The sequence below is a fragment of the Providencia sp. PROV114 genome, from assembly GCF_032704305.1.
GTDB classification, from domain to species: Bacteria; Pseudomonadota; Gammaproteobacteria; order Enterobacterales; family Enterobacteriaceae; genus Providencia; species Providencia rettgeri.
This window is the reverse complement of sequence record NZ_CP120528.1, coordinates 3,527,770-3,553,482: the sequence shown is the minus strand read 5'-3', so window position 1 is coordinate 3,553,482 and position 25,713 is coordinate 3,527,770. Positions and strand designations below refer to the sequence as shown.

Genomic DNA, 25,713 nt, shown 5'->3' with positions numbered 1-25,713 from the left:
TTATGTGTTTAATTTATCTTGCGTCTGGCTCACCCCGTCGACGTGAACTTGTTCAGCAACTTAATTATACTTTTGAAATCTTACGTCCAGAGGTAGAAGAGCTGTGGCAGGAAGGGGAGACGCCTCAAGACTATGTTCAACGTCTTGCACGAGATAAATCTTTAGCTGGTGTTGCGATAGCACCCGATAATCAACCTGTTTTGGGCGCTGATACTATTGTTGTTCTTGCAGGCAAAATTTTGGAAAAACCGCGCGATTGCCAGCATGCAGAAGAGATGCTAAGTGCGTTATCGGGAAAAACTCATCAAGTGATGACGGCGATTGCCTTATCCAACCGTCAACAGACGATACAGTCACTAATTGTGACAGATGTGACATTCCGCGAGTTATCTTTACTCGAAATACGGGATTATATACAGTCAGGAGAGCCAATGGATAAGGCTGGCGCTTATGGAATTCAAGGCATTGGTGGGCGTTTTATACGTAAAATCAATGGCAGCTACCATGGGGTTGTTGGTTTACCACTGGTTGAAACAGACGAGCTAATTCAGCGATTTTTAGCGTTAAGTGATGGTAAGGGGAAGTCATGACTGCGGAACTATTAGTGAACATTACACCATCTGAAACGCGCGTTGCTTATATTGATGGTGGGATATTACAAGAAATTCATGTTGAGCGAGAAGCAAAAAGAGGATTAGTAGGGAATATTTACAAAGGCCGCGTGAGCCGTGTCTTACCGGGGATGCAGGCGGCCTTTGTTGATATTGGTCTAGATAAAGCGGCCTTTTTGCATGCTTCGGATATTATGCCCCATACGGAATGCATTGCGGGTGACGAACAAAAAAACTTTCATGTCAGGGATATTGCTGAGCTCGTTAAGCAAGGACAAGATTTAATCGTTCAAGTCGTCAAGGACCCCCTTGGCACCAAAGGCGCTCGCCTTACTACAGATATAACTCTCCCTTCTCGCTATTTGGTCTTTATGCCAGGAGCTTCCCATGTAGGCGTTTCTCAACGCATTGAAAGTGAAGTTGAAAGAGAACGCCTAAAAGAGTGTGTTTCACAGTATTGTGATGAAAATGGTGGTTTTATCATCCGTACGGCAGCAGAAGGGGTCGGGGAAGAGGAAGTTAAACAGGATGCGGCCTTCTTAAAGCGCCTGTGGGCGAAAGTGATTGAACGAAAAAAACGTAATGTGACTCGCACAAAAATCTATGGTGAATTAGCGCTTGCTTACCGCATTATCCGTGATTTTGCAGGTGCTCATCTTGATCGTATTCGTGTTGACTCCCGTTTGACCTATACTCAATTGCAAGAGTTTATCGAAGAGTATGTACCAGAAATGACGGCTAAGCTCGAACTTTATCAAGGTAATCAGCCAATATTTGACTTGTTTGACGTTGAAAACGAAATTCAGCGAGCCATGGATCGAAAAGTGGAGCTAAAATCAGGTGGTTATTTGATTATCGACCAAACTGAAGCCATGACGACGATTGATATCAATACTGGAGCATTTGTTGGCCATCGTAATCTTGAAGAAACCATCTTCAATACTAATATCGAGGCGACTCAAGCGATAGCAAGGCAACTGCGTTTACGTAACTTAGGCGGTATTATTATTATTGACTTCATCGACATGGTTGACCCTGAACATCGTCGCCGTGTGCTAGCATCATTAGAACAGGCATTGAGCAAAGATAAAGTCAAAACCACCATTAATGGTTTTTCGCAACTGGGTTTAGTTGAAATGACGCGTAAGCGCACAAGAGAAAGCCTAGAACATGTGTTATGCGACGACTGCCCAACTTGCCAAGGGCGTGGAACCGTTAAGTCAGTAGAAACAGTTTGTTATGAAATTTTACGTGAAATAGTTCGCGTTCACCGGACTATCGATGCAGATAGGTTCTTAGTTTATGCATCCCAAGCGGTGGTTGATGTCCTTAAAGGGGATGAATCACATGCCCTTGCAGAAGTTGAAATCTTTGTTGGGAAGCAAGTTAAAGTTCAGACTGAACCTCTTTACAGTCAGGAACGTTTTGACGTCGTAATGATGTAATAAGGAGATTTGAGTGAGACGACTGCCACGTGTAGCACTGGTGACGACCGCGGTTATATTATTGCTGTGTGCATTAGTGCTGTCAGGGCTGCGTTTTCTTCTGCCAAATATTGACAACTATCGACAAGATCTGGTCGATTATGTTGAAAAAAAGACCGATGTATCTGTACAAATTGGTAAAATCGAAGGGGCTTGGCAATCTTTTGGCCCTGTACTGACGTTATCCGATGTCGCTTTACAGAGTAAAACTACGGATGTTACCGCGAATACCATTACTGTTGAATTAGATATCTGGAGCTCATTATTTTCTCTACGCTGGCGCTTTCGTGATTTAACCTTCTATCAGTTAAATGTTGATTATAAAGTTCCTTTAAGCCTTGGAGACTCCGCGAAAGGCGAGTCTTTAGATAGCATTGAAGAGCTATTTTTACGGCAATTCGACCACTTTATATTAAAAGAAAGCCAATTAACCTTCCTCACACCTTCTGAACAAAAAACAACGCTGATTTTACCCGAGCTTTCATGGCTGAATGACAATGAACGGCATCGTGCTCAAGGTTTTGTGAGTCTTGAAACCATTAATAAGCAGCATGGCTATCTGCAAGTAAAGCTTGATGTGTCAGATAAAAACGGCGTGTTAAGTGACGGCATTTTTTATCTACAAGCGGATAATATTGATATGCAGCCATGGCTTAGCCGCTGGCTGCGTGACAATACTTCATTGCGGGATGCCAATTTTAGCCTGTCTTCTTGGGTAACCCTGAGAAATCATCGAATTGACAGCGGCCTTATTCAACTACGACAAGGCGAAGCTAACTGGGGAACGGGCGAATTAGCCCAAAACCTACAAGTTAATGATTTGCTTTTGCGAATGAAAAGGCAGGGGAATGGGTGGTTATTTAACATTCCTGAGCTTGATACCTTGAAAACCAATGAGTTTATCTGGCCGCAAGGGAGCGTCTCTGTATTGTATTTGCCTGCCAGCAAAAAATATCAAGATAATGACCATTGGCGCATCCGTGCTAAAGATATTGAACTCGAACGTTTAAGCGAAGTTTTGCCCACATTTTCTTTTTTAACACCTGAAATGGTACAAGATTGGCAACATCGCCAACCAACTGGTGTAGTGAGTGAATTTGCCCTTGATATCACACAAAACATGCCTGAAAACGTACAAATCAACATGGATTGGCAAAATGTCAGCTGGAAAAAATGGAAAGAGTTGCCTTCAGTTAATCATTTTTCGGGTGTTTTAATTGGTGGCATGCAAAGTGGTAGTGCCACAGTTAGCTTGCAAGATAGTGAAGTGGACTATCGCGATGAATTTAAAGCTCCTTTTTTAATAAAGACGGCAACAGGTCAGTTCCATTGGGTAAATAATGACAGTGAATTTAAACTGTGGAGCCCATCATTAGAGGTACAAGCTCAGTCTCTTTGGGCAAATGGTGAGTTTCGTTACGCAAAAGCGAAAAAAGGAAATTATGCCGATCTCGCCATTCTTGCCGGAATTCGTTTAGATGATGCAGGGGATGCGTGGCGTTATTTCCCACAAAAATTAATGGGGCAAGATGTGGCGGATTACCTGACGAAAGCCATTATCGCAGGTAGTGTAGATAATGCGACGTTGGTCTATAAAGGTGATCCAGCTCATTTCCCATACGATAACAATGATGGGCAATTCCAAGTTTATGTCCCTCTGCGTAATGCGACATTCGAATATGACAGTGAATGGCCTGCATTATTGAACTTAGATATGGATTTAGACTTTAGGCGTGCAGGGCTATTTATGCATGCACCAACGGTAAAACTGGCGGATGCCACAGCAACCAATCTTGATGCCAATATCCCTGATTACACTAAAGAAATGCTGTATATCAATGCAGATATCAATGGAACTGGAAAACAAATCCAGCAATATTTTGTGCATACCCCGATGAACCACTCAATTGGCGATACGCTTGAAGAGTTACAAATTGGGGGAACTGTTAATGGCCAGTTAGGGTTATCTATTCCACTGGTGGCGGGTAAGGATGTTGTCGCCAAAGGAAAGGTCAATCTCAATAAAAACGATTTATATATTCAGTCAATTGATAGCACTATTTCTGCTTTGACGGGCAGCTTTGAGTTTAACAATGGAGATTTACGCGGTGAAAACCTGCGTGGACACTGGTTTGAACAGCCAATTACTGTCGATTTCACTACCACTGACCAAGCAAAAAATTATTTAGTGGATGTGAATATTAGCGGAAACTGGGCGGTGAATAAGTTGGCAATGTTACCTGCTGAGATTAAACAAAAATTATCAGGAACCACTGACTGGAAAAGCCAAGTCGCTATCACCATTCCGAATACGGCAAAAGAACCCGTTGGCTTACAAATAGACGTCACCGCAGGGCTAAAACAACTGAAAAGCCAACTACCTGCTATTGATAACGCTTTGTTAGCAGAGCTTGGGCAAATTAATGTTCAAGCAAAAGGAACCACAGAACAGTTGGTGGTTGGTGGTGATATCGGTAAGCGCATTGGTTTTAATACTCAATGGGGATTGAGTGACAAACCTCTGAGTTTATTAAAAGCCCATATTGCCCAATGGTGTGACGGTATTCCTGAACTCCCTAAAAACTCAGCTTTTATTGTCGATTTGCCAGCGATTACTGATATGAACTGGGAGAAATTAGCTGGGTTACTAGTGTCATCCCATAGCCGCGAAGGTGGTATGAATATTGGCTTGCCGGATATGCTCCAGGTCAATATTCCATCAATCTACCTCGCTGGGCAGCAATGGAACGCAGTAAACTTTTCTTATGATTTACAACGGCCTGAGCAGTTGGTCAGTATCAACAGTGAAAACCTAAAAGGCTCGTTACAAATCTTTGCTTCACAGCCTTGGCAGGTCGCTATTGATTATTTGTATTACAACCCTAGCACTTCCTCTAGTGCTCAAATCAATGACCTTGCCACAACACAATTTGATTTTAGCCAATGGCCACAATTGCAGTTTCATTGTAAAGAATGTTGGGTTGCTGGGCAGAAATTGGGTGAAATTAGTGCGAATATCCAACCTAAAGGGACGTTATTGCAACTGACCGATGGCACGCTAGATAACAGTGTTACGAAATTAACGCTAGATGCTATTTGGAATAGCGAAAACGGCAATAAAACGCAAATTGCAGGTTCATTGACCGGCGAAGCTTTTGACGAAACAGCAGCGTATTTTGGTATATTGGTTCCCATTATCCAATCACCTTATACTATTGAATTTGATTTAGATTGGGCTAATTTGCCTTGGTCACCAGATATTGCCTCTTTAAATGGTAAAATGTCTGCAAAATTGGGTAAAGGAGCGATTGCACAAATGGGGGGCGGTCGTGCAGGGCAAATATTGCGTCTAGTCAGCTTTGATGCGCTGTTGCGTAAACTACGATTTGATTTTAGCGATACATTTAGTGATGACTTTGATTTTGATTCCATTAAAGGTGATGCGACCATTAAAAATGGTGTACTGGTTTCGAAAAATACCTATGTTGATGGTTTAGTTGCCGATATTGCTTTTAATGGTCAAATTGACCTCGTTAAACGCCAAATTAATGTTGAAGCCGTCATTACACCGGAAATATCTGCTACAGTAGGAGTAGCAACCGCGTTTGTGGTAAACCCATTTGCAGGCGCTGCCGTATTTGCGGCAACGAAAGTGCTCGGTCCACTATGGAGTAAAGTTTCCGTTATTCGTTACCGAGTAACAGGTAGCTTGGACGAGCCGAAAATTGATGAAGTATTACGTCAACTGAAGGAGACTCAAGAGTAATGAAAAATGGCAACGTTGCACTTTTGCAGTTATGTAGTGGAAATAATACTAAACACAATTTGGCGCAAATCGAACAACAGATCAAACAGTTACCAGAAACTGTTGAGTTAGTACTGACACCTGAAAACGCATTGTTATTTGCAGATGCAGCGACCTATCGTAAACAAGCGGAAGAGCAAGGAAAAGGCCCTTTGCAAAAAGCGATCAGCGCAATGGCCAAACGTTATCATGTTTGGATTTTAATTGGCTCAATGCCAATGATTAGCCGTGAAGATCCCGAACGTATTACAAGTAGTAGCTTATTATTTGATGCTGAAGGAAACATTAAAGCGCGCTACGATAAAATTCATATGTTTGATGTCAATATCGAAGATGAACAAGGCACTTATAACGAATCCGTGATTTATCAGCGTGGTGAACATATTACCGTTGTTGATACGCCGGTGGGTCGCCTTGGTATGACGATTTGTTATGATTTACGCTTTCCTGGTTTATTCCAAGCATTACGTGAGCAAGGTGCAGAAATTATCTCTGTACCAGCGGCATTTACTCGTTACACCGGTCAAGCACATTGGGAGCCGTTATTACGAGCTCGTGCGATAGAAAACCAATGCTATATTTTAGCACCTGCTCAAGTCGGTGTGCACGGCACACGTCGCACGTGGGGGCATAGCCTTGCGGTTGATGGGTGGGGTAAAGTGATGAAAAAGAACGTGGATGCCGTCGCTTCTACGGTACTGAATATTAAAACAGACAGCTTGAGTGTCATGCGCGAGCAAATAAAAGTGGTGAAACACAACCGTTTTAGACCGCAATTGACATCATTGATTAAAAAAGAAACCAAAGAGTAACGAATATGAGTTTAGTTTCTGTCAGCGAACATTTGCTGGCCGCCAACCGCCTTGGGCAAGAAAATCTGTATGACATTTTAGGTTTGTTATCTGAGCGCCATCTAGATTATGCGGATCTGTTCTTTCAATCGAGCTTCCATGAGTCATGGGTGCTTGAAGATAGGATCATCAAAGATGGCTCTTACAATATCGACCAAGGTGTTGGTGTGAGAGCTGTTAGTGGTGAAAAAACGGGTTTTGCTTATGCAGACCAAATTTCGCTACACGCGCTGACACAAAGTGCTACCGCTGCACGCAGCATTGTGAATGAGCAAGGCTCTGGTAAATCACAAATTTTAACTAACGTTGAATATAAAAAATTGTATTCAGTGGCAGATCCACTGCAAAGCTTATCGCGGGAACAAAAAATTGATTTGCTGCATCGTGTTGACCAAGTTGCACGCGCAGAAGACCCGCGTGTCATTGAGGTCAATGCTAGTTTAACCGGTGTTTATGAGCAAGTGTTAGTCGCCGCAACAGATGGTACTTTGGCGGCAGATATTCGCCCGTTAGTGCGTTTGTCAGTCAGCGTGCTGGTGGAACATGACGGCAAGCGCGAACGCGGTGCAAGTGGCGGTGGTGGTCGTTATGGTTATGAATATTTCTTGGAAATTCACCAAGGGCAAGTAGTTGCTGAACAATATGCACGCGAAGCGGTGCGTATGGCACTGGTGAACTTGTCTGCAGTTGCGGCTCCTGCGGGAATGATGCCTGTTGTGCTAGGTGCCGGTTGGCCTGGGGTTCTATTGCATGAAGCGGTGGGGCATGGTTTAGAGGGTGACTTTAACCGTCGCGGCACATCTGTATTTTCAGGCCAAATTGGTGAACAAGTCGCATCACCACTGTGTACCGTCGTGGATGATGGTACGATAGCGGGCCGTCGTGGCTCTCTCGCTATTGATGACGAAGGGGTGCCTGGGCAGTATAACGTCCTAATAGAAAATGGTATTTTACGTAATTATATTCAAGATAAACTGAATGCACGCCTGATGGGAGTTACTCCAACAGGTAATGCACGTCGTGAATCTTATGCGCACTTACCTATGCCGCGTATGACCAATACCTACATGTTAGCAGGTACATCAACGCCAGAGGAAATTATTGCAAGTGTGGATAAAGGCATTTATGCGCCAAACTTTGGTGGTGGTCAGGTAGATATCACCTCAGGTAAATTTGTATTTTCAACATCAGAAGCTTACCTAATTGAAAAGGGTAAGATTACTTCTCCTGTGAAGGGAGCGACGTTAATAGGCTCGGGTGTTGAAGCTATGCAGCAGATTTCAATGGTTGGTAATGACTTAGCGCTAGATAAAGGCGTTGGTGTTTGTGGTAAAGAAGGCCAAAGTGTTCCTGTTGGTGTAGGCCAACCTACATTAAAACTGGACAAACTGACCGTTGGCGGTACCGCATAATCGTTTATGGCGATATAAACTAGGCTCTGCTCGCCCTGGTGACAATTTCTTGTCGGTGTTGTGACTAGGGCGATTGTGTGCCTGCAAAGCACAAAACAACTGAGGTGTTATGAATAAACGTTTTTTACCTGTCGTATTGATGGCTATTTTGATTGTGATTAGCCTTTATTTCAATGGTGGAGATAAAACACCATCTGAACCATCCATTAATCAAAGCAATCCACCTTCTCGTGAAGCGATAACACCAAAAGAAACACCACAACCGATTGATAAGCTAACTGCACAAGACAACGTGGTTAGTTTTATGGAAAAATATCAAAAACTTCCAGCTTTCTATATGACGAAGAAACAAGCCCGTGAAGCCGGATGGGATGCGAAAAAAGGTAACCTTTGCGATGTGTTACCTGGAAGAGCAATTGGCGGAGACCGTTTTTCTAACCGTGAAAAAAGTTTGCCAATTGCACAAGGGCGTCAGTGGTTTGAAGCAGATATCAATTATCGCTGTGGTCATCGCGGGGCAGACCGTTTGCTGTACTCATCGGATGGGATGATTTTTGTGACTCATGACCACTATAAGAGCTTTACTCAAGTCCACTAAAGGAAAATCATAATGAGCAAACAGGTGAGCTTTGATTTCAGACATATAAACTCATTGAATGATTTTTATGATCAATTTGCTCAACAATTTTCCCTTCCTGATTGGTTTGGCTATAATCTTGATGCCCTGTGGGACATGGTTTCCGCAGGCATTGAGTTGCCTGTAACCATCACGTTTTCACATATGACGGCCGAACAACGTATAAAATTCGCAGATGTTATTGATGTGATGAATGACGCACAAGATATGTGGGAAGAAGAGTTCGTTTTTGCTTTAGATATAACAAAAAGCTCTAACTAATATTCCTATCACTCATGGTAAAGTCTAAATAAGATAACTGAGCTGATAGGGGTCTTTAGGATGAATAACGTTACCTGCACTGCATTTCCGCTAAAAGAAAAAAAATTCCTTATTGTTCACGGCTATACGGCATCCCCTGATAAAAATTGGTTTCCATGGTTGAAATCAGAGCTTGAAGCCTTAGGCGCTTTTGTTAACGTCCCCACCATGCCTGATTCTTTAACTCCCGACCCTAAAAGGTGGCAGCAGCGCTTACAACACTTACCTTTTGATATTGATGAAAATACGGTTTTGATTGGTCATAGCTTAGGTTGCATTACCGCATTACGATTTTTGCAAAATACGAGGCAATCAGTAGCAGGTTATGTATTGGTATCAGGGTTTGATGAAACGCAAGAAACATTGCCAGAATTACAGCATCACACCCTTGAGCCATTGAATTATGATGAACTCATACAGATAGCAAATAATCGAATATCGATTATATCAACCAATGATGAAATTGTGTCACCAAGGTCTTCGAAAGCATTGGCAGAGGCTTTAAAAACACAGGTTATTATTGAAGAATCTGCCGGGCATTTCCTTGATAGAGAAGGCTATACTGAGTTCAAAACACTACTTGATACAATCAAAGCGCATTTTAGCTAGTTATGGCTGGTAAGAATACTAGGTACATTTACCAAGAAAAATCCCCTAGCCGTAGCATAGGGGATAATTTATTAAGCCATTTCAGACAGATCTTTCAAATATTGAAAGATTTGGCGATAGGCTTTTGGCGGTTTATTGCCTTCACGCTCTTTTTTCGCATTACGGACTAATGCACGCAATTGTTGCCTGTCTGTTTGTGGGAACAGGGCAACTACGTCTTCAATGACTTCATCACCGCCATCTAATAAACGGGTTCGTAAGTCTTCCAGTTTATGTAAAATGACTACTTGTTGGTTGTGACGGTTTTTAAGCTTATCCAGAGCCTCTGTAATCGGCTCAACCTCACGTGAACGTAATAACTTACCAATCAATTGTAATTGGCGACGACGGCCTTCACGTTTGATTTTTTGAGCAAGTTCAATAGCTTCAAGTAATTGAGTATCTAACGGAATACGTTCTAATTCACTTTTACTTAAATCAACGAGCTCAGCCCCTAATTTTTTGAGGATCTCAGCATCGCGCTTAATTTCGCTTTTACTGACCCAAATGATTTCCTCGTCTTCTTCGTCTTGCGGCGCTGGGATATCATCCAGCCAGTCATCAGGCTGTTTGGCCATATCGATTTTCCTTTTTACCGAACACAGTGGTTTAATTACGCGTAATTAATATGATTTACTGTGTTGTGAGTGTTAACATTCATCTATTATATATTGTAACTGGGAAAACCCCTCTATGACTACCTAGCATTTACGTGTTAGGGCAGAAAATCACGTTTCCCCCATATTATTGATTGGACTAAAGCATGAGTGTAACTGAACAAGTCAATGAACAACGTAAAAAACTCGAAGAAGCCGTCGCACACGCATTAGAATTTGCAAAAACACGTTGTGATGCTGCGGAAGTCGCAGTAAACAAAAGCACAGGAATTAGTGTGAGTACCCGCCAAGGGGAAGTCGAAAATGTTGAGTTTAACAGTGATGGGGCATTAGGGATCACCGTTTATCATCAACAACGTAAAGGTAGTGCCTCTTCTACAGATTTAAGCCCTGAAGCGATTGAACGCACCGTTCAGGCGGCAATTAATATCGCTAATTACACCTCAGAAGACCCGTGTGCAGGGCCGGCAGACAAATCTTTGTTGGCTTTTGAAGCTCCTGACCTCAATTTGTTTCAAGCGAGCGAACTTTCTCCCGAAGAAGCTATCCGCTTAGCATCAGTTGCAGAAATGTCAGCATTAAATGCAGACCCCCGCATTGTGAATACCGAAGGCGGCAGTTTTAATGGGCACTATGGTGTACGTGTGTTTGGCAACTCCCATGGTATGCTGCAAAGCTACTGCTCAAGCCGCTATTCGATGTCGAGTTGTGTGATTGCAGAGCAAAATGGTGAGATGGAACGTGATTACGCTTATACGATCGGTCGTAGCTTAGGTGCATTACAGTCCCCTGAGTGGGTAGGGCAGGAATGCGCTCGACGCACCTTATCTCGTTTATCACCTCGTAAATTACCTACGATGAAAGCGCCTGTTATTTTTGCGGCCGAAGTGGCAACAGGTCTATTTGGCCACTTAGTTGGTGCTATTAGTGGCAGCAGTATTTACCGTAAATCTTCTTTCTTATTAGATAGCCTAGGAAAACAAATTCTACCAAGCTGGCTAACTATCAATGAGCAACCGCATTTAATGGGTGGATTAGCATCATCACCTTTTGATAGCGAAGGTGTTCGCACTTGTGAACGCAATATCGTCGAAAATGGTGTTCTACAAACGTGGTTGATGACCAGCTATTCAGCAAGAAAGCTAGGTTTACAAAGCACTGGCCACGCGGGCGGCATCCATAATTGGCGTATTGCAGGCCAAGGGCTTTCATTTGATGCATTACTGAAACAAATGGGAACAGGGCTAATCGTTACTGAGTTAATGGGTCAAGGGGTGAGTGGGATTACAGGAGATTATTCTCGTGGCGCTTCAGGTTTTTGGGTCGAAAATGGTGAGATTCAGTACCCAGTGAGTGAAATTACTATTGCTGGAAACCTAAAAGATATGTGGGCGAATATGGTGACTATCGCTGATGATATTGAAACTCGCAGTAATATTCAGTGTGGTTCGGTATTGATCCCAGAAATGAGTATTGCAGGAGAGTAACTCCTTTTATTCTTCCTCTGTTTTGTGTGAAACAAGGCGCCTAATACATTTGTTATTGGGCGTTTTTTATTCTATAAAATAGTATTTACCACTGTCACTGCGGTGTCGTCGCTCTGTCGTCATGCTGTCGTGGTCATGATTGCATTATGCTGACAGTATAGCCATCTCCTAAGATCATTCGATTTTTAAGGTAGGTTATGATGGAAAATAAAATTAAACAATTGAGATTAGCGCGAGCTTGGTCTCAAGAACAGCTCGCTCTACTATCATCACTGAGCACAAGAACTATCCAACGAATTGAAAACGGTGAAGTACCTAGCTTAGAAACACTCAGTGCATTAGCATCAGTATTTAATGTGAGTGTGTCTGAACTGACATCTACACCTTTACCCGAAAGTATTGAGCTAGATCATCGGATAGAAGAGGCTAAAAAGCGGGTAAGAAATGAAACAAAGTTACTTAAAAATATAATAACAGCGATTATTGTATGCGTAATACTGTATACCGCTAATTATATTTATACACCAGAGAGCCATTGGCCTATTTGGGTTAGTGCTATTTGGGGCGGGTTGTTAGCGATAAAGGTAATCAAACTGTTTTTATTGGATAAGCTCTTTCACCAATGGGAAAATAATAGATTGATAAATATGACTAAAAAGCACTAGCTTATATCCTTACTACCTATTAAAACAAAAAAGGCACTCAATTGAGTGCCTGAATAGGTTAGAGGACTTGCCTGAGTTTTTTAAATAAAACTTTTTTCGCTAAGCCTTCTTTAATTCAGCCGTTGTCGTGATTAACGGTGGAACTCACCAGCTGCTTCTGGTTGATAAACGATTTCAAGTACACGAACACGTGTTTGAACACCGTTTGGCAATTCCCAGCTGATTTCATCGTTTACATGCAAGCCCAACAAGGCTGCACCAATCGGAGCCATCACAGACAGTTGCTCCGCACTATCTTTCAGTGACGCAGGGTAAACTAAGGTGCGTGTGCGTTCTTCGTTGCTGATTAAATCCAAAAAGCGAACGGTACTGTTCATCGTGACCACATCCGCAGGGATTTCTTGTGGGCTAAGAATATCTGCACGGTCAAGTTCATCATTGAGCGCTTCGGCAACCGGTGTGCCCGCATAAGCCGGCTGTTCCATCAGTGCATCTAAACGTTCAGCATCTAAATCATTGATAATAATTGTTGGCTTTGTCATACCACACTCCAATAGAGACATACAAAGCAAACACCCCCCACCCATAAGGTAGGGGGTGTCGCTAGAAATAAGTTTGTTTAAAATATTAGGCGCTATACGCTTTAAAGGGAAGAGATCATGATCACGATCTCTAAGCCTGCCTAGATAAAAATCTACTGATTGACATGCTATAGCTAGCTTGAAACTCTGCTATTTTTCATCATTTCATCAACTATTCTTCGTCAAACCTGTTTTCGAATAGGTTGATAATTGCAGACAAGGCCTGATTTTCATCCGGACCGCTAACCTCGATATCAATCTTACTGCCTTGTTCTGAGTCTAACATCAACATCGCAATAACGCTATCGGCCTCCGCCTCAATTTGATTATTATTACGCAAAATAACTCTAGAGTTAAATTGTTTAACTAAATCATAGAGTAACATGGCAGGCCGTGCATGCATCCCAAGCCGATTTTTGAGCGTTATTGTGGCTTTTACGGTCATTGCTGTTATTTACGCTTTTCCAATGTTCTGTGGCGTGACTGCACATTTTTACCACGGGAACGGAAATAATCGGCAAGTTGTTCTGCGACGTATACTGAACGGTGTTTCCCTCCTGTACAGCCAATCGCAACAGTTAAATAGCTACGGTTATTGGTTTCTAACATCGGTAGCCATAATTCTAAATAACTACGAGTTTGGTAGATGAAGTTATGGACTTCAGTATGCCTATCTAAGAATGCAGCAACGGGCCGGTCAAGACCTGTCATTGGGCGTAATTTCGGATCCCAGTGCGGGTTTGGTAAAAAACGCACATCGAATACATAATCGGCATCAATAGGAATACCATGTTTGAAACCAAAGGATTCAAACACCATTGTCAGTTCACGCTCACGTTTGCCCATCAAACGTGTTCTTAGCATTTCAGCTAATTCATGAACGGACATTTCTGAGGTATCAATAACTAAATCAGCACGAGAGCGTAAAGGTTCAAGTAGCTCATTTTCCTCATCTATTGCGCTTTCAAGCGAAAGATTTTTACTTGAAAGTGGGTGCAACCGACGAGTGTCACTATAACGACGTATAAGCGTGTTACGGTCGGCATCTAGAAACAATAATTGAGGAGAGAAGGTTGATGGTAATTTATCAATCGCTTCTTCGAAAATCTCTGGATTGTCGGGCATATTACGCACGTCGATGCTTACCGCTGCTGAAATATTACGATCAGCCAGTGAATTCGCTAACTCCGGCAGTAATACAACCGGTAGGTTATCTACGCAATAGAAACCCATATCTTCCAGCGCACGTAAGGCAACGGATTTCCCCGAACCGGAACGGCCGCTGACTATCATCAGCACCATGAGCTTGCTCCCTTTTGTTTCTTAATAATGTGTTTCTTGAAAAGCAGTACTTGCCAATTAATATTACTTAGAAACCATAACAATATCATTTGCATATGGCAAGATACATAATTTATCGCTTACTCTGTAATTATGCTGTATAGCTCTTCATCACTTTGTGCACTGCGCAGGCGTTTACAGAGCGTTTTATCGGCTAATTTTTTGGCGATAAGCGACAACGTATGCAGGTGCGTTTTACATTGGTCTGATGGCACGAGTAAAGCGAAAAGCAAGTCAACAGGCTGGTTATCAATTGCATCAAAAGCAATCGGCTCTTCTAAATGTAAAAAGACACCGACAGCACGGCTACTTTCACCTTCGTTCAGCTTTCCATGAGGAATGGCAATACCGCCGCCAATACCTGTTGTGCCAACTTTTTCTCTGGTTAATAACGCTTCAAATACCGTATTTTCAGGTAATTCCAATTCAACGGCAGCCAGCTCACTAATAATTTCTAAAGCTCTTTTTTTACTGGTGCACACAATATTATTACGTGTACAGGCTGATGATAAAACAACGTTTAACTGGATTTCTATATCACTATTCATTTTATTGTTCACTTAGGACTACAAAACCAGATGATGTATCCCACCATCTGGTTTGAAACATTATTCGGCTAATTAATAAGCCGCGTCAATGTATTAATGTTGTCTCAGTTTTTCTTTATGTTTGGTTAATTGGCGCGACAGTTTGTCTACGAGTATATCTATAGCAGCGTACATATCGTTTTCTTCCGCTGATGCGTGGAGATCCGCTCCATTAACTTGCACGGTTGCTTCAGCAATTTGCTGAACTTTTTCAACTTTCAAGACAACTTGGATACCATTAATACGATCAAACAATTGCTCCAATTTTTTGAGTTTTTTCTCAACAGTCTCGCGCAATGCAGGAGTAACTTCAATATTGTGTCCAGTAATCTGAAATTCCATACAATCTTCCTTATTTTATCAATTAAACCAGCTGCTTACGCTGGTTAGAGGGCGGAATGGATAACGATTCTCGATACTTAGCAACAGTTCTGCGAGCGACTTGAATGCCTTGTTCTGCCAGCATACTCGTCAATTTACTGTCACTCAATGGTTTTGCTGGGTTTTCAGCAGCAACCAGTTTTTTCACCAATGCTCGAATTGCGGTTGAGGAGGCTTCGCCACCTGTGTCCGTATTAACATGGCTGGAGAAAAAATACTTCAACTCAAAAATGCCTCGTGGACTATGGAGAAACTTTTGAGTTGTTACTCGTGAGATGGTTGATTCATGCATGTCCACTTGATAGGCGATATCGGCCAGTATCATCGGTTTCATATATTCCTCACCCAGCTCAAAGAATTCTTGTTGCTGTTCTACAATACAAGTCGCGACTTTTAAGAGTGTCTCGTGGCGGCTTTCAAGGCTTTTAATCAACCATTTTGCATCTTGCAGATGACTACGAATATATTGCGAGTCATCTTCATTTGCTGAATTATTTAGCATCGAAGCATAATGGTTATTAATACTTAGTTTAGGGATGCTATCTGTATTTAACTCAACTTGCCAGTGCCCAGCAATTTTTTTCACTAAAACATCAGGAATGACGTATTCTGATTCCCCAGTATTGATGGATTGGCCGGGTTTTGGATTTAGCGTTAAAATCAGGTCTATCGCGGTTTTTAGCGCATCTTCTTTTAAGCGAGTTAATTTACCCAGCTGGCGAAAATCACGGTTAGCCAGCAAATCAATATGGTTACTAATAATGCGCTTTGCATCTTGTAGCCCATCAGTTTGCTGAGGATACAGCGACAATTGGATTAATAAACACTCTTTTAAATCTTGTGCTGCAACACCCAGCGGGTCGAAATGCTGAATACGCTTTAGGACAGCGATGACTTCTTCTATGCTAATTTCAGGGTTATCAATCCCTTCATGTATATCAGAAATTGCTGTTGTCAGATAACCGGAATCGTCTATTGAATCAATAATGGCAGTAGCGATTGCCCTGTCTGTATCAGTAAAAGGGGTCAGCTCAGCTTGCCATGTCAAGTAATCTTGCAGCGTTTGTGTCGTTTCACCTTGATAAACAGGCAGTTCATCAAAACTATAATCGTTACTGGTCCCTGACGGTGTTCCTGCAGTATATATTTCATCCCAATCAGCATCTAAAGGGAGCTCATCTGGCATATCATGATTTTCAAGAGCGTCTTTGGTATCGAGTTCACTGGTATCGGTATTTTCATTTAGGGAGTCAATAGATTCGGGCTCGGAATTCAACTCTTCTTGTTCAAGAAGTGGGTTGGTTTCCAAGGCAAGTTGAATTTCTTGCTGAAGCTCAAGTGTAGACAGCTGCAACAAGCGGATAGCTTGCTGCAATTGAGGGGTCATTGCAAGTTGTTGACTGACTCTAAGCTGCAAACTTTGCTTCATGAATCTGTTTTATTCTCCCTAAAAAATGACAACACGATAATTTATAACCGGAAACCTTCACCTAAGTATACACGTTTCACTTGTTCGTTCTCTAAGATCATGGTTGGTGACCCATGCGCAATTAAGTGCCCTTGGCTGACAATATAGGCTCTTTCACACACATCTAAGGTTTCCCGCACATTATGGTCGGTAATTAAAACGCCGAGGCCGTAATCTCTTAAGTGCTGAATGATTTTTTTGATATCTAAGACGGAAATAGGGTCTACACCCGCAAAAGGTTCGTCTAATAAAATAAATTTTGGGTTAGCAGCAAGTGCACGCGCAATTTCCACACGGCGGCGTTCCCCACCGGATAGCGACTGCCCCATACTATCCCGAAGATGGGTGATACTAAATTCTTCCATCAATTCCTCAGCACGTTCTTTACGTTGCTGGGAGCTCAAATCTTCGCGAATTTCTAACACAGCCATTAAGTTATCATAAACGCTGAGGCGGCGAAAAATTGAGGCTTCTTGAGGAAGATAGCCAATTCCACGACGAGCACGTTCATGCAGTGGTAGAAGGCTGATATCTTCACCATCAATCATAATTTTGCCAGCGTCCCGCTGAACAATACCCACAACCATATAAAAGGTTGTGGTTTTACCGGCACCGTTTGGTCCCAACAAGCCAACGATTTCCCCTGATTTAACTTCCAGGCTGACATCTTCAACGACCTTACGTTTTTTATAGGCTTTAGCTAGATTTTCAGCGGTTAGTGTAGCCATAACAGTTATTTACTCTTACTTGCTGATGAATTTTTATTCGCTGCTGGGCCTTTTTCTTGCAATTGGGCTGGCAGTATTACAGTGGTGACGCGTTTACCTTTATCACTAAATGCTTCCATTTGCTGCGTAGGAACCAAATAGGTAATTTTGTCACCTTGGATATTGCTGTCTAACTGCTCAAGATAAGCATTGCCTGTTAAGGTGACGAGCTGTTTATCGACCTCATAACGGGCTTTGCTGGCATGGCCTTTAATTGGTTTGCCATCATCCTGTAATTGGTAAAAGGTAACCGGGGTACCAAAGGCCTCAATCACAATTTTATCCGAGTCACTACTTGGACGTGTTACAACCACTTTATTGGCTCTGATATCAATAGAACCTTGTTTAATAACAACATCATCAGTAAAGGTGGTGACGTTTTTTTCTAAATCAAGAGATTGTTTGACCGAATTAATCGTCATTGGCTGCTGCGTATCACTTTTTAATGCCATTGCAGGTAGGCTAAGAGCCAAGATTGCACTGGCAACAGCTCCTTGAATAAAACGTTTCTTAGTTACTTGATTCATTTTAATGCTCTTCTGGTTGTAACACATAATGAGTTTTAACATCTTCGATTAATTCAGCCGTTCTTGTACGAAGGTTTCCCTTCATTTTCATACCGGTAGAATTGAGACCTTGTCCAATAATGGTCACTTTATCATCAGATGAAACGTCTTGTGTTGTCAAATTGACAACTGCACTCTCAGTTGTAATTCGTTGGATCTGCGAGTCTTTGGTTAAGCTATCAACCTGAACATCGCTATATAAATAGAGAATTCTATCGTTCGTTAACCTAGCCTTGAAAGCCTTAACCGTCCAAGTTGGCTCGCCCGCTTCGTTATAAGTGGTTAGAACCGGTTTTGAAAACCACGTGATTTTTCCTTCAGTGTAGTTATCTATTTTATCTGAAACGAGTTTATACGCTAAATTACCCGTTGGATTATAGACAAAAGTCACTGAATCATCAGTTTGATAATTAGGTTGACCATCATTAATTACTTTATCCTCTTGGTTGTCAGAATCACTACCTGCTAAATTCCAGCCGATAAGCCTTAATACAACCAAGGATAAAATAATAATTAACCACTTCTTCGCATTGCTCATGAATTCAATCTATTCGTTATATTGATAAACCTTTTGCTTCTTCCAGTTTGCCTTGAGAAAGCAAAATAAGGTCACAAAGTTCGCGGACTGCGCCTTTTCCTCCGCCAATGCGAGTCACATAATCCGCTCGCGGTAATAACAAAGGATGGGCATCCGCGACGGCGACGGATAAGCCTACTTTAGCCATAACAGGCCAGTCAATCAGATCGTCCCCAATATAAGCTATTTCTTCAGCTGATAATTGTAGTGTATCTAACAGTTCGTGATACGCCAAAAGCTTATCGCTTTGACCTTGGTAAAGATATGTAATGCCTAATGTTTGGGCCCTATCTTCAAGAAGCTTCGCTTTTCTTCCTGTAATGATGGCGACCTCAATACCGGAAGTTAATAAGCAACGTATCCCATAGCCGTCACGGACATTAAAGGCTTTGAGTTCTTCGCCATTATTTCCCATATAGACCAAGCCATCAGACATGACACCATCAACATCACAGATCAATAATTTGATTTTTTCTGCTTTGGTTAAAACAGTATTGGCAACAGGGCCATAGCAGGTTTCCAACAAGGTAGACGTCATGGTATTTCCTTATGTTATACAACACCTGCTTGAAGCAGATCATGCATATGTAGCACACCAACTAATTTGTTATCATTTGCAACTAATAACGAAGTCACATGCCGAGATTGCATTAAATTAAGCGCTTCAACCGCTAACATGGTTGGTGATACTCGAATTCCACCGGGGGTCATTAAATCAGCAATTTTAGCGTTATTCAGGTCGATTCCCATATCAAAGATACGGCGTAAATCCCCATCAGTGAAAATACCTTCAATATTCATATCATCATCACAAATAACGGTCATACCCAGTTTTTTGCGGGTAATTTCCACTAAAGCCTCGCGTAAAGACGCACTTTTAGGAATATGGGGGATTTCATCACCCGTATTCATTAAATCACGAACGAGGAGTAAAAGTTTGCGCCCAAGTGCGCCACCCGGATGCGAAAGTGCGAAATCATTCGCAGTGAAGCCGCGGGCGGTTAATAAGGCTATCGCTAATGCATCTCCCATCACGAGTGTAGCTGTTGTACTCGTGGTAGGAGCAAGCCCCAATGGACAGGCTTCTTGAGGGACTTTGATACATAAATGAACATCTGCATATTTTCCCATATTACTTTCAGGGTTGTTAGTCATACAGATTAAAGGCACTTTAATTCTTTTTAAAACAGGAAGTAAGGCTAAAATTTCTCCTGACTCACCAGAATTTGAAATGGCTAACACAACATCGTTATGAGTAATCATCCCAAGGTCACCGTGACTGGCCTCTCCCGGATGAACAAAAAATGATGGTGTTCCTGTACTCGCTAGTGTGGCGGCAATTTTACGGCCAATATGCCCCGATTTCCCCATTCCCATTACGACGACTTTACCTTCACAGTTAAAAATGAGCTGGCAAGCGCGGTCAAAGTCAGTATTGATATATTGTTCTAGGTTTTTTAAACCTTCGTGTTCGATATGGAGAACTTCTTTACCTACTTTCTGAAAATCGAAGTTTGACATTTCTAGTTCCATGCGTAGCTTTTAAGTTAATCGGATTAGCGAAATTAAATTGTATAACGAATACTTGGTATCAGTAAGTATTTTGTCAGTTAAGCTATTTTTAATGTTAGTTTTATACTTAATGAGTATTTTTCGGGACTTCAATGTAGAATTTAATACGTACAAGACGATTTCATTAGCATCTTGAACCAAAAATGGATAGGCAAATTCGAGTATCCTCAAGCTAGGTAAATCACAACATTCTAAGAGCTATCTGCTGTTAATAGTGAAAGCTTTTGCTGACTATAGGTAAATTATATTGTTTTTTCTCTGTTATCTGAAGGTAAAAACAGGGTTGTAACACTAAAAGTCATATTTTCAACGCTATAATACTATAAATTCTATTTTGTTGTGATATTTGACGATTTTCAGTTTATCTTTCGGTAACATCTGAACGGATAAAAAATATTTACGCGTGGTGTATAACGAGTTATTTAACAATGCAAGCACAGACAGACAACTTAATTGAAGTACGGAACATGTCCTTTACTCGTGGAAGCCGGAAAATATTTGAAAATATTAATCTGGCGGTTCCTCGTGGAAAAATTACGGCAATTATGGGGCCATCAGGGATTGGTAAAACCACATTACTGCGCTTGATTGGTGGGCAATTACGGCCAAATGAAGGTGAAATTTGGTTTGATGGCGACAATATTCCAGCGCTGTCACGCTCAAAGCTGTATCAATCTCGTAAAAAGATGAGCATGCTGTTTCAATCCGGGGCGTTATTCACGGATATGAACGTATTTAATAACGTGGCTTTCCCTCTACGTGAGCACACTAACTTGCCAGAATCGCTGATTCATACGACGGTGATGATGAAACTAGAGGCGGTTGGTTTACGTGGCGCTGCTCAATTAATGCCATCTGAGTTGTCAGGAGGTATGGCACGGCGTGCTGCGTTAGCACGTGCTATCGCGCTTGACCCAGATTTAATCATGTTTGATGAACCTTTTGTCGGCCAAGATCCGATTACTATGGGGGTTTTGGTTAAATTGATTGATGAGCTTAATCAAGCGCTGGGTGTCACCTGTGTCGTGGTTTCCCATGATGTTCCAGAGGTATTGAGTATTGCAGATAATGCTTATATTGTTGCGCAGCAGCATGTCATTGCTCAGGGAACGGGTGAAGAATTGCGAGAAAACCAAGACCCTCGTGTACGACAATTCCTTGATGGCATTGCTGATGGGCCTGTTCCATTCCGTTTTCCCGCCAATGATTATCTGGCTGATTTATTAGGGTAAAATAAAATGATATTAAAGGCGATAGCAGGCTTCGGACGCCGATGGATTGATATATTTTCCGCGTTTGGTCGAGCAGGTTACATGCTGTTTCGCGCCTTACTCGGTAAACCAGAGTTTCGTAAACAATGGCCATTACTGATGAAGCAATTGTACGCCATTGGTGTGCAATCATTGCTGATCATTGCTGTCTCTGGGTTATTTATTGGGATGGTTTTGGGGTTACAAGGCTATTTGGTTCTCACGACGTTTAGTGCTGAAGCTAGCTTAGGTATGATGGTGGCGCTTTCACTATTGCGTGAATTAGGCCCTGTTGTAACCGCATTGTTGTTTGCTGGACGAGCGGGCTCTGCATTAACTGCTGAAATTGGCTTAATGAAAGCGACAGAACAAATTTCTAGCCTTGAAATGATGGCGGTTGACCCTCTAAGGCGCGTTATCGCGCCACGTTTTTGGGCTGGTTTTATTAGTATGCCGTTGTTATCTCTAATTTTTGTTGCTGTCGGTATTTTAGGTGGCGCACTAGTTGGGGTTGACTGGAAGGGGATTGATGAGGGCTTTTTCTGGGCTTCAATGCAATCTTCCGTTGATTGGCGGCTAGATTTAGTCAACTGTGTGATTAAAAGCTTAGTCTTTGCTATCACAGTTACTTGGATCGCATTATTTAATGGCTATGATGCCATCCCAACTTCGGAGGGGATAAGCCAAGCTACAACAAGAACAGTTGTGCATGCGTCATTGTCTGTTTTAGGACTGGATTTCGTACTTACCGCACTGATGTTTGGGAACTAAGTCATGCAAAGTAAAAAAAGTGAAATATGGGTTGGTTGTTTTATGTTGCTGGCGATTGCCGCAATTATCTTTTTGTGTTTAAAAGTCGCTGATTTAAAATCGATAGGAAGCCAATCCACCTATCAAATTTCAGCATCTTTTGAAAATATTGGTGGCTTAAAAGAAGGCTCGCCAATCAAAGTGGGTGGTGTGGTGATTGGTCGAGTTGCCAGTATCACGCTAGATAAAAAGAACTATGTTCCTGAAGTTAAAATTGATTTATTGAGTGAATACGACAATATTCCTGATTCGAGCTCACTATCAATTCGGACGTCAGGGTTGTTGGGAGAACAATATATTGCGATGAATATTGGTCCAGATGACGAAGAATTAGGTATCGCAATCTTAAAAAATGGCGGGCGTCTTGAAGATACTAAGCCGGCTATGGTATTAGAAGACTTAATTGGCCAGTTTTTATATAAAAGTGGTGATAGCCAAGGTGCAGAGCCAGAGTCAACTGCACAGTAATTTGGTGTTCCCTTTGAAGAATAAAGGAATGAATTATGTTTAAACGTTTAATGATGGTTGCTATGTTGGCAATCGCGCCATTTGCCATGGCAGTAGACCAAACCAACCCTTATAAATTAATGGATGAAGCGGCGGCGAAAACGTTTAACCGCTTGAAATCAGAGCAACCGAAAATTAAGCAAGACCCCGAGTATCTTAGAACAATTGTTCGTGAGGAATTATTACCTTATGTACAAGTTAAATATGCAGGGGCTTTGGTGTTAGGAACCTATTATAAAGGGGCAACTCCAGCACAGCGTGAGGCTTATTTCAACGCATTTGAAGATTACCTCGAACAAGTCTATGGTCAAGCATTGGCAATGTACCATGGCCAAACGTATCAAATAGCCCCAGAGCAACCTTTGGGAGATAAAAACATTGTCGCCATTCGCGTGACTATTGTTGATACCAACGGCCGTCCTCCCGTCCGTTTAGATTTCCAATGGCGTAAAAATAGTAAAACAGGTTACTGGCAAGCTTACGACATGATTGCAGAAGGCGTGAGTATGATCACGACTAAGCAAAATGAGTGGGGTGATATTTTACGTAAGCAAGGTGTCGATGGCTTAACAAAACAGTTAGAAATCAGTGCAAAAGCGCCAATTACTTTAGAAGAGAAAAAGTAATATGAGTCAGTTGTTAGCATGGGAACTCAATGAAACAACACTTTATCTCACCGGGACGTTAGACCGTGATTCGCTAATGTCGTTTTGGGATAAAAAAGACTCATCGCTGGAACGCATTGAAAATATAGATGTTTCTGGTCTCAAACATGTTGACTCAACAGGGTTGGCGATGCTAGTTCGCTTAAAAGGTGAATTCCAAGCTAAAAACCGTTCACTGAATATAACCGGTGTCAGTGATAACTTGAACACATTGATTGAGCTATACGGGGTTCAAGGGGTTATCCTCAATTAGGTTAAATATCCTAAATTGGGTCAAGTTATGTAAAAATAAGCGCCTCTATGTGCTTTTCGGCACGAGAGGCGTTTTCTTTGGTTTAAGTGTTAAGCCTAATCCTTTAGGATAGAGGATTGAGCTCTGACTGTTCTTATTGCGATGCCTCTGTATGCTATGCATGCAATTTGCACTATTTAGAGTAAAATTATAAATCACAAATAATTAATAAATTGAGTCATTATGGATACCAACGAAATTAAGCAAGTATTGATGGAAAAATTGTCTCTGAATGAGGCTATTGTTACTGGTGATGGTAGCCACTTTCAGGTTATCGCGGTCGGTGACATGTTTGACGGTATGAGCCGTGTTAAGCAACAGCAAGCAATTTATGCGCCTTTAATGGAGTATATTGCGGATAACCGCATTCATGCTTTGTCTATTAAAGCGTACACCCCTGCGCAATGGGAGCGCGATCGTAAACTTAGTGGCCTTTGATTACAAAGCCTAAGCGAACAGACTGTAAAATTCGACATACGAGAATACTTGAATGGATAAGTTTTTAGTTAAAGGACCAACCCGCTTACAGGGTGAGGTCACTATATCTGGCGCAAAAAATGCGGCATTACCAATTCTGTTCGCTGCTCTGTTGGCTGAAGAGCCAGTAGAAATACAGAATGTCCCTCATTTGAGGGATATCGACACAACGATTAAATTACTGAATCAACTTGGTACTAAAGTACAACGCAATGGCTCAGTGTACGTCGATGCAAGCACTGTAACGACATACTGTGCACCTTATGACCTTGTTAAAACCATGCGTGCATCCATTTGGGCTTTGGCGCCATTGGTCGCTCGTTTTGGTCATGGTGAAGTTTCTTTACCAGGCGGCTGTGCTATCGGTGCTCGTCCAGTTGATTTACATATTTCAGGTTTAGAGCAATTAGGCGCAAAGATTGCTTTAGAAGATGGTTATGTAAAAGCAACGGTCGATGGCCGCTTAAAAGGTGCTTGCATTGTGATGGATAAAGTCAGTGTGGGTGCGACAGTCTCTATTATGACGGCTGCGACTTTAGCTGAAGGAACCACAACAATTGAAAATGCGGCACGTGAACCTGAAATTGAAGATACTGCTAATTTCTTAAATACCCTTGGTGCAAAAATTACGGGTGCAGGGACTGACCGTATTGTTATTGAAGGTGTTGAACGTTTAGGTGGGGGTGTTTATAAAGTACTACCTGACCGTATTGAAACGGGAACATTTTTAATTGCAGCCGCGGTTTCGCGCGGCAAGGTTATCTGTCGTAATGCTCGTCCAGACACTTTAGATGCGGTGTTAGCTAAATTGCGTGAAGCAGGAGCTAAAATTGAAATTGGTGATGACTGGATTAGCCTAGATATGGAAGGCAAACGCCCGAAAGCAGTGACATTACGTACGGCGCCACACCCAGGGTTCCCAACGGATATGCAAGCACAGTTTAGCTTACTTAATCTTGTTGCTGATGGTGCTGGCATGATCACTGAAACGATTTTTGAGAATCGTTTTATGCATATCCCTGAGCTAATCCGTATGGGTGCTCATGCTGAAATTGAAAGTAATACTGTGTTATGTCATGGTGTTGAAAAATTAACCAGCGCACAGGTGATGGCAACAGATTTACGAGCTTCTGCGAGTTTAGTTATAGCGGGCTGTATTGCGGAAGGGACAACGACAGTTGACCGTATTTATCATATTGACCGTGGTTATGAGCATATCGAAGATAAACTACGTAGCTTAGGTGCTGATATTCAGCGCGTGCACTCAGATGATTAATACCTTGATAAGGTAAATAGGCTGGTGGCTTTATTTACCTATTCGATGAATCAAAAAAGGTTGTTCGATATCGAACAAC

At 42.0% G+C, this 25,713-nt stretch carries 29 protein-coding genes; 17 read left to right on the top strand and 12 right to left on the bottom strand.

From position 1 onward, the window contains the following. The first annotated feature begins 2 nt into the window (after positions 1-2). The 8 genes from P3L37_RS15940 (at position 3) to P3L37_RS15905 (ending at position 9,709) form a co-directional block, all read left to right on the top strand. On the top strand, positions 3-590 hold the full coding sequence (locus P3L37_RS15940; protein WP_109911673.1) for a Maf family protein: 588 nt from the start codon (positions 3-5) through the stop codon (positions 588-590). Further along, positions 587-2,056: a ribonuclease G gene (rng, locus tag P3L37_RS15935; protein ID WP_004908223.1), complete on the top strand. Its 1,470-nt coding sequence runs from the start codon at positions 587-589 to the stop codon at positions 2,054-2,056. Before P3L37_RS15940 ends, rng begins: the two co-directional genes overlap by 4 nt. Positions 2,057-2,069: 13 nt before the next feature. Continuing rightward, on the top strand, positions 2,070-5,861 hold the full coding sequence (yhdP, locus tag P3L37_RS15930) for an AsmA2 domain-containing protein YhdP (protein ID WP_109911674.1): 3,792 nt from the start codon (positions 2,070-2,072) through the stop codon (positions 5,859-5,861). Further along, on the top strand, positions 5,861-6,712 hold the full coding sequence (nit1, locus tag P3L37_RS15925) for a deaminated glutathione amidase (RefSeq protein WP_004908231.1): 852 nt from the start codon (positions 5,861-5,863) through the stop codon (positions 6,710-6,712). The genes yhdP and nit1 overlap by 1 nt, the downstream gene beginning before the upstream one ends. A 5-nt stretch (positions 6,713-6,717) precedes the next feature. After that, entirely contained in the window at positions 6,718-8,163 is a 1,446-nt protein-coding gene (tldD, locus tag P3L37_RS15920; RefSeq protein ID WP_004908235.1) for a metalloprotease TldD, read from the top strand. Positions 8,164-8,272: 109 nt separating this feature from the next. Continuing rightward, positions 8,273-8,761: a ribonuclease domain-containing protein gene (locus P3L37_RS15915; protein WP_110731670.1), complete on the top strand. Its 489-nt coding sequence runs from the start codon at positions 8,273-8,275 to the stop codon at positions 8,759-8,761. Between the two features lie 12 nt (positions 8,762-8,773). After that, positions 8,774-9,061 (top strand): barstar family protein, encoded by a 288-nt coding sequence (locus P3L37_RS15910; RefSeq protein ID WP_109911675.1) that lies wholly within the window; start codon positions 8,774-8,776, stop codon positions 9,059-9,061. Positions 9,062-9,121: 60 nt separating this feature from the next. Beyond that, a complete protein-coding gene (locus P3L37_RS15905) occupies positions 9,122-9,709 on the top strand; it encodes an RBBP9/YdeN family alpha/beta hydrolase (RefSeq protein ID WP_004908243.1) in 588 nt (195 codons plus the stop codon). Between the two features lie 71 nt (positions 9,710-9,780). On the opposite strand, the gene yjgA is transcribed toward P3L37_RS15905, so the two are convergent. Then, positions 9,781-10,326, bottom strand: a complete 546-nt coding sequence (gene yjgA / locus P3L37_RS15900) for a ribosome biogenesis factor YjgA (protein ID WP_004258329.1) — start codon at positions 10,324-10,326, stop codon at positions 9,781-9,783. A gap of 185 nt (positions 10,327-10,511) precedes the next feature. On the opposite strand from yjgA, the gene pmbA reads away from it, so the two are divergent. Together pmbA and P3L37_RS15890 are read left to right on the top strand one after the other, a co-directional pair. After that, positions 10,512-11,852 carry a metalloprotease PmbA gene (pmbA, locus tag P3L37_RS15895; protein WP_110731671.1) on the top strand — a complete coding sequence of 447 codons (1,341 nt, stop codon included), beginning with the start codon at positions 10,512-10,514 and terminating at the stop codon, positions 11,850-11,852. A gap of 197 nt (positions 11,853-12,049) precedes the next feature. Beyond that, positions 12,050-12,517 (top strand): helix-turn-helix domain-containing protein, encoded by a 468-nt coding sequence (locus P3L37_RS15890; protein ID WP_109911678.1) that lies wholly within the window; start codon positions 12,050-12,052, stop codon positions 12,515-12,517. A gap of 131 nt (positions 12,518-12,648) precedes the next feature. On the opposite strand, the gene rnk is transcribed toward P3L37_RS15890, so the two are convergent. The 11 genes from rnk to kdsD all read right to left on the bottom strand — a co-directional run bounded on the left by rnk (position 12,649) and on the right by kdsD (position 20,306). Then, positions 12,649-13,059 carry a nucleoside diphosphate kinase regulator gene (rnk, locus tag P3L37_RS15885; protein ID WP_004908251.1) on the bottom strand — a complete coding sequence of 137 codons (411 nt, stop codon included), beginning with the start codon at positions 13,057-13,059 and terminating at the stop codon, positions 12,649-12,651. 211 nt (positions 13,060-13,270) lie between these two features. After that, entirely contained in the window at positions 13,271-13,543 is a 273-nt protein-coding gene (npr, locus tag P3L37_RS15880; RefSeq protein ID WP_004258320.1) for a PTS phosphocarrier protein NPr, read from the bottom strand. A gap of 5 nt (positions 13,544-13,548) precedes the next feature. Beyond that, a complete protein-coding gene (rapZ, locus tag P3L37_RS15875; RefSeq protein WP_004258318.1) occupies positions 13,549-14,400 on the bottom strand; it encodes an RNase adapter RapZ in 852 nt (283 codons plus the stop codon). Positions 14,401-14,519: 119 nt separating this feature from the next. Further along, entirely contained in the window at positions 14,520-14,987 is a 468-nt protein-coding gene (gene ptsN, locus P3L37_RS15870) for a PTS IIA-like nitrogen regulatory protein PtsN (RefSeq protein ID WP_004258311.1), read from the bottom strand. Between the two features lie 93 nt (positions 14,988-15,080). Next, positions 15,081-15,368: a ribosome hibernation promoting factor gene (gene hpf, locus P3L37_RS15865; RefSeq protein ID WP_004258306.1), complete on the bottom strand. Its 288-nt coding sequence runs from the start codon at positions 15,366-15,368 to the stop codon at positions 15,081-15,083. A 22-nt stretch (positions 15,369-15,390) separates the two neighbouring features. Further along, positions 15,391-16,836 carry an RNA polymerase factor sigma-54 gene (gene rpoN, locus P3L37_RS15860; protein ID WP_109911679.1) on the bottom strand — a complete coding sequence of 482 codons (1,446 nt, stop codon included), beginning with the start codon at positions 16,834-16,836 and terminating at the stop codon, positions 15,391-15,393. Positions 16,837-16,877: 41 nt separating this feature from the next. Next, positions 16,878-17,603 (bottom strand): LPS export ABC transporter ATP-binding protein, encoded by a 726-nt coding sequence (gene lptB, locus P3L37_RS15855; protein WP_004908261.1) that lies wholly within the window; start codon positions 17,601-17,603, stop codon positions 16,878-16,880. A gap of 5 nt (positions 17,604-17,608) precedes the next feature. Next, positions 17,609-18,169, bottom strand: coding sequence for a lipopolysaccharide ABC transporter substrate-binding protein LptA (gene lptA / locus P3L37_RS15850; RefSeq protein WP_004908264.1), 561 nt, complete (start codon positions 18,167-18,169; stop codon positions 17,609-17,611). A gap of 1 nt (position 18,170) precedes the next feature. Further along, complete coding sequence (lptC, locus tag P3L37_RS15845; protein ID WP_272667403.1) at positions 18,171-18,746, bottom strand: LPS export ABC transporter periplasmic protein LptC; 576 nt, start codon at positions 18,744-18,746, stop codon at positions 18,171-18,173. Between the two features lie 16 nt (positions 18,747-18,762). Continuing rightward, positions 18,763-19,323 carry a 3-deoxy-manno-octulosonate-8-phosphatase KdsC gene (kdsC, locus tag P3L37_RS15840; protein WP_004908270.1) on the bottom strand — a complete coding sequence of 187 codons (561 nt, stop codon included), beginning with the start codon at positions 19,321-19,323 and terminating at the stop codon, positions 18,763-18,765. 14 nt (positions 19,324-19,337) lie between these two features. Further along, on the bottom strand, positions 19,338-20,306 hold the full coding sequence (gene kdsD, locus P3L37_RS15835) for an arabinose-5-phosphate isomerase KdsD (protein ID WP_004908272.1): 969 nt from the start codon (positions 20,304-20,306) through the stop codon (positions 19,338-19,340). 479 nt (positions 20,307-20,785) lie between these two features. Here kdsD and mlaF point away from each other — a divergent pair, with 479 nt between their 5' ends. The 7 genes from mlaF to murA all read left to right on the top strand — a co-directional run bounded on the left by mlaF (position 20,786) and on the right by murA (position 25,634). Then, positions 20,786-21,589 carry a phospholipid ABC transporter ATP-binding protein MlaF gene (gene mlaF / locus P3L37_RS15830; RefSeq protein ID WP_004908275.1) on the top strand — a complete coding sequence of 268 codons (804 nt, stop codon included), beginning with the start codon at positions 20,786-20,788 and terminating at the stop codon, positions 21,587-21,589. A gap of 6 nt (positions 21,590-21,595) precedes the next feature. After that, on the top strand, positions 21,596-22,378 hold the full coding sequence (mlaE, locus tag P3L37_RS15825) for a lipid asymmetry maintenance ABC transporter permease subunit MlaE (RefSeq protein ID WP_004908276.1): 783 nt from the start codon (positions 21,596-21,598) through the stop codon (positions 22,376-22,378). Positions 22,379-22,381: 3 nt separating this feature from the next. Continuing rightward, the gene (mlaD, locus tag P3L37_RS15820; protein ID WP_102137924.1) at positions 22,382-22,885 is read left to right on the top strand and encodes an outer membrane lipid asymmetry maintenance protein MlaD; all 504 of its coding nucleotides are present in this window, start codon (positions 22,382-22,384) and stop codon (positions 22,883-22,885) included. Between the two features lie 35 nt (positions 22,886-22,920). Continuing rightward, positions 22,921-23,550 carry a phospholipid-binding protein MlaC gene (mlaC, locus tag P3L37_RS15815; protein WP_004908281.1) on the top strand — a complete coding sequence of 210 codons (630 nt, stop codon included), beginning with the start codon at positions 22,921-22,923 and terminating at the stop codon, positions 23,548-23,550. A 1-nt stretch (position 23,551) separates the two neighbouring features. Next, a complete protein-coding gene (gene mlaB, locus P3L37_RS15810; protein WP_109911682.1) occupies positions 23,552-23,842 on the top strand; it encodes a lipid asymmetry maintenance protein MlaB in 291 nt (96 codons plus the stop codon). A 222-nt stretch (positions 23,843-24,064) separates the two neighbouring features. After that, on the top strand, positions 24,065-24,319 hold the full coding sequence (gene ibaG, locus P3L37_RS15805) for a BolA family iron metabolism protein IbaG (RefSeq protein WP_004258269.1): 255 nt from the start codon (positions 24,065-24,067) through the stop codon (positions 24,317-24,319). 52 nt (positions 24,320-24,371) lie between these two features. Next, positions 24,372-25,634, top strand: a complete 1,263-nt coding sequence (murA, locus tag P3L37_RS15800) for a UDP-N-acetylglucosamine 1-carboxyvinyltransferase (protein ID WP_109911683.1) — start codon at positions 24,372-24,374, stop codon at positions 25,632-25,634. Positions 25,635-25,713: the final 79 nt, after the last annotated feature.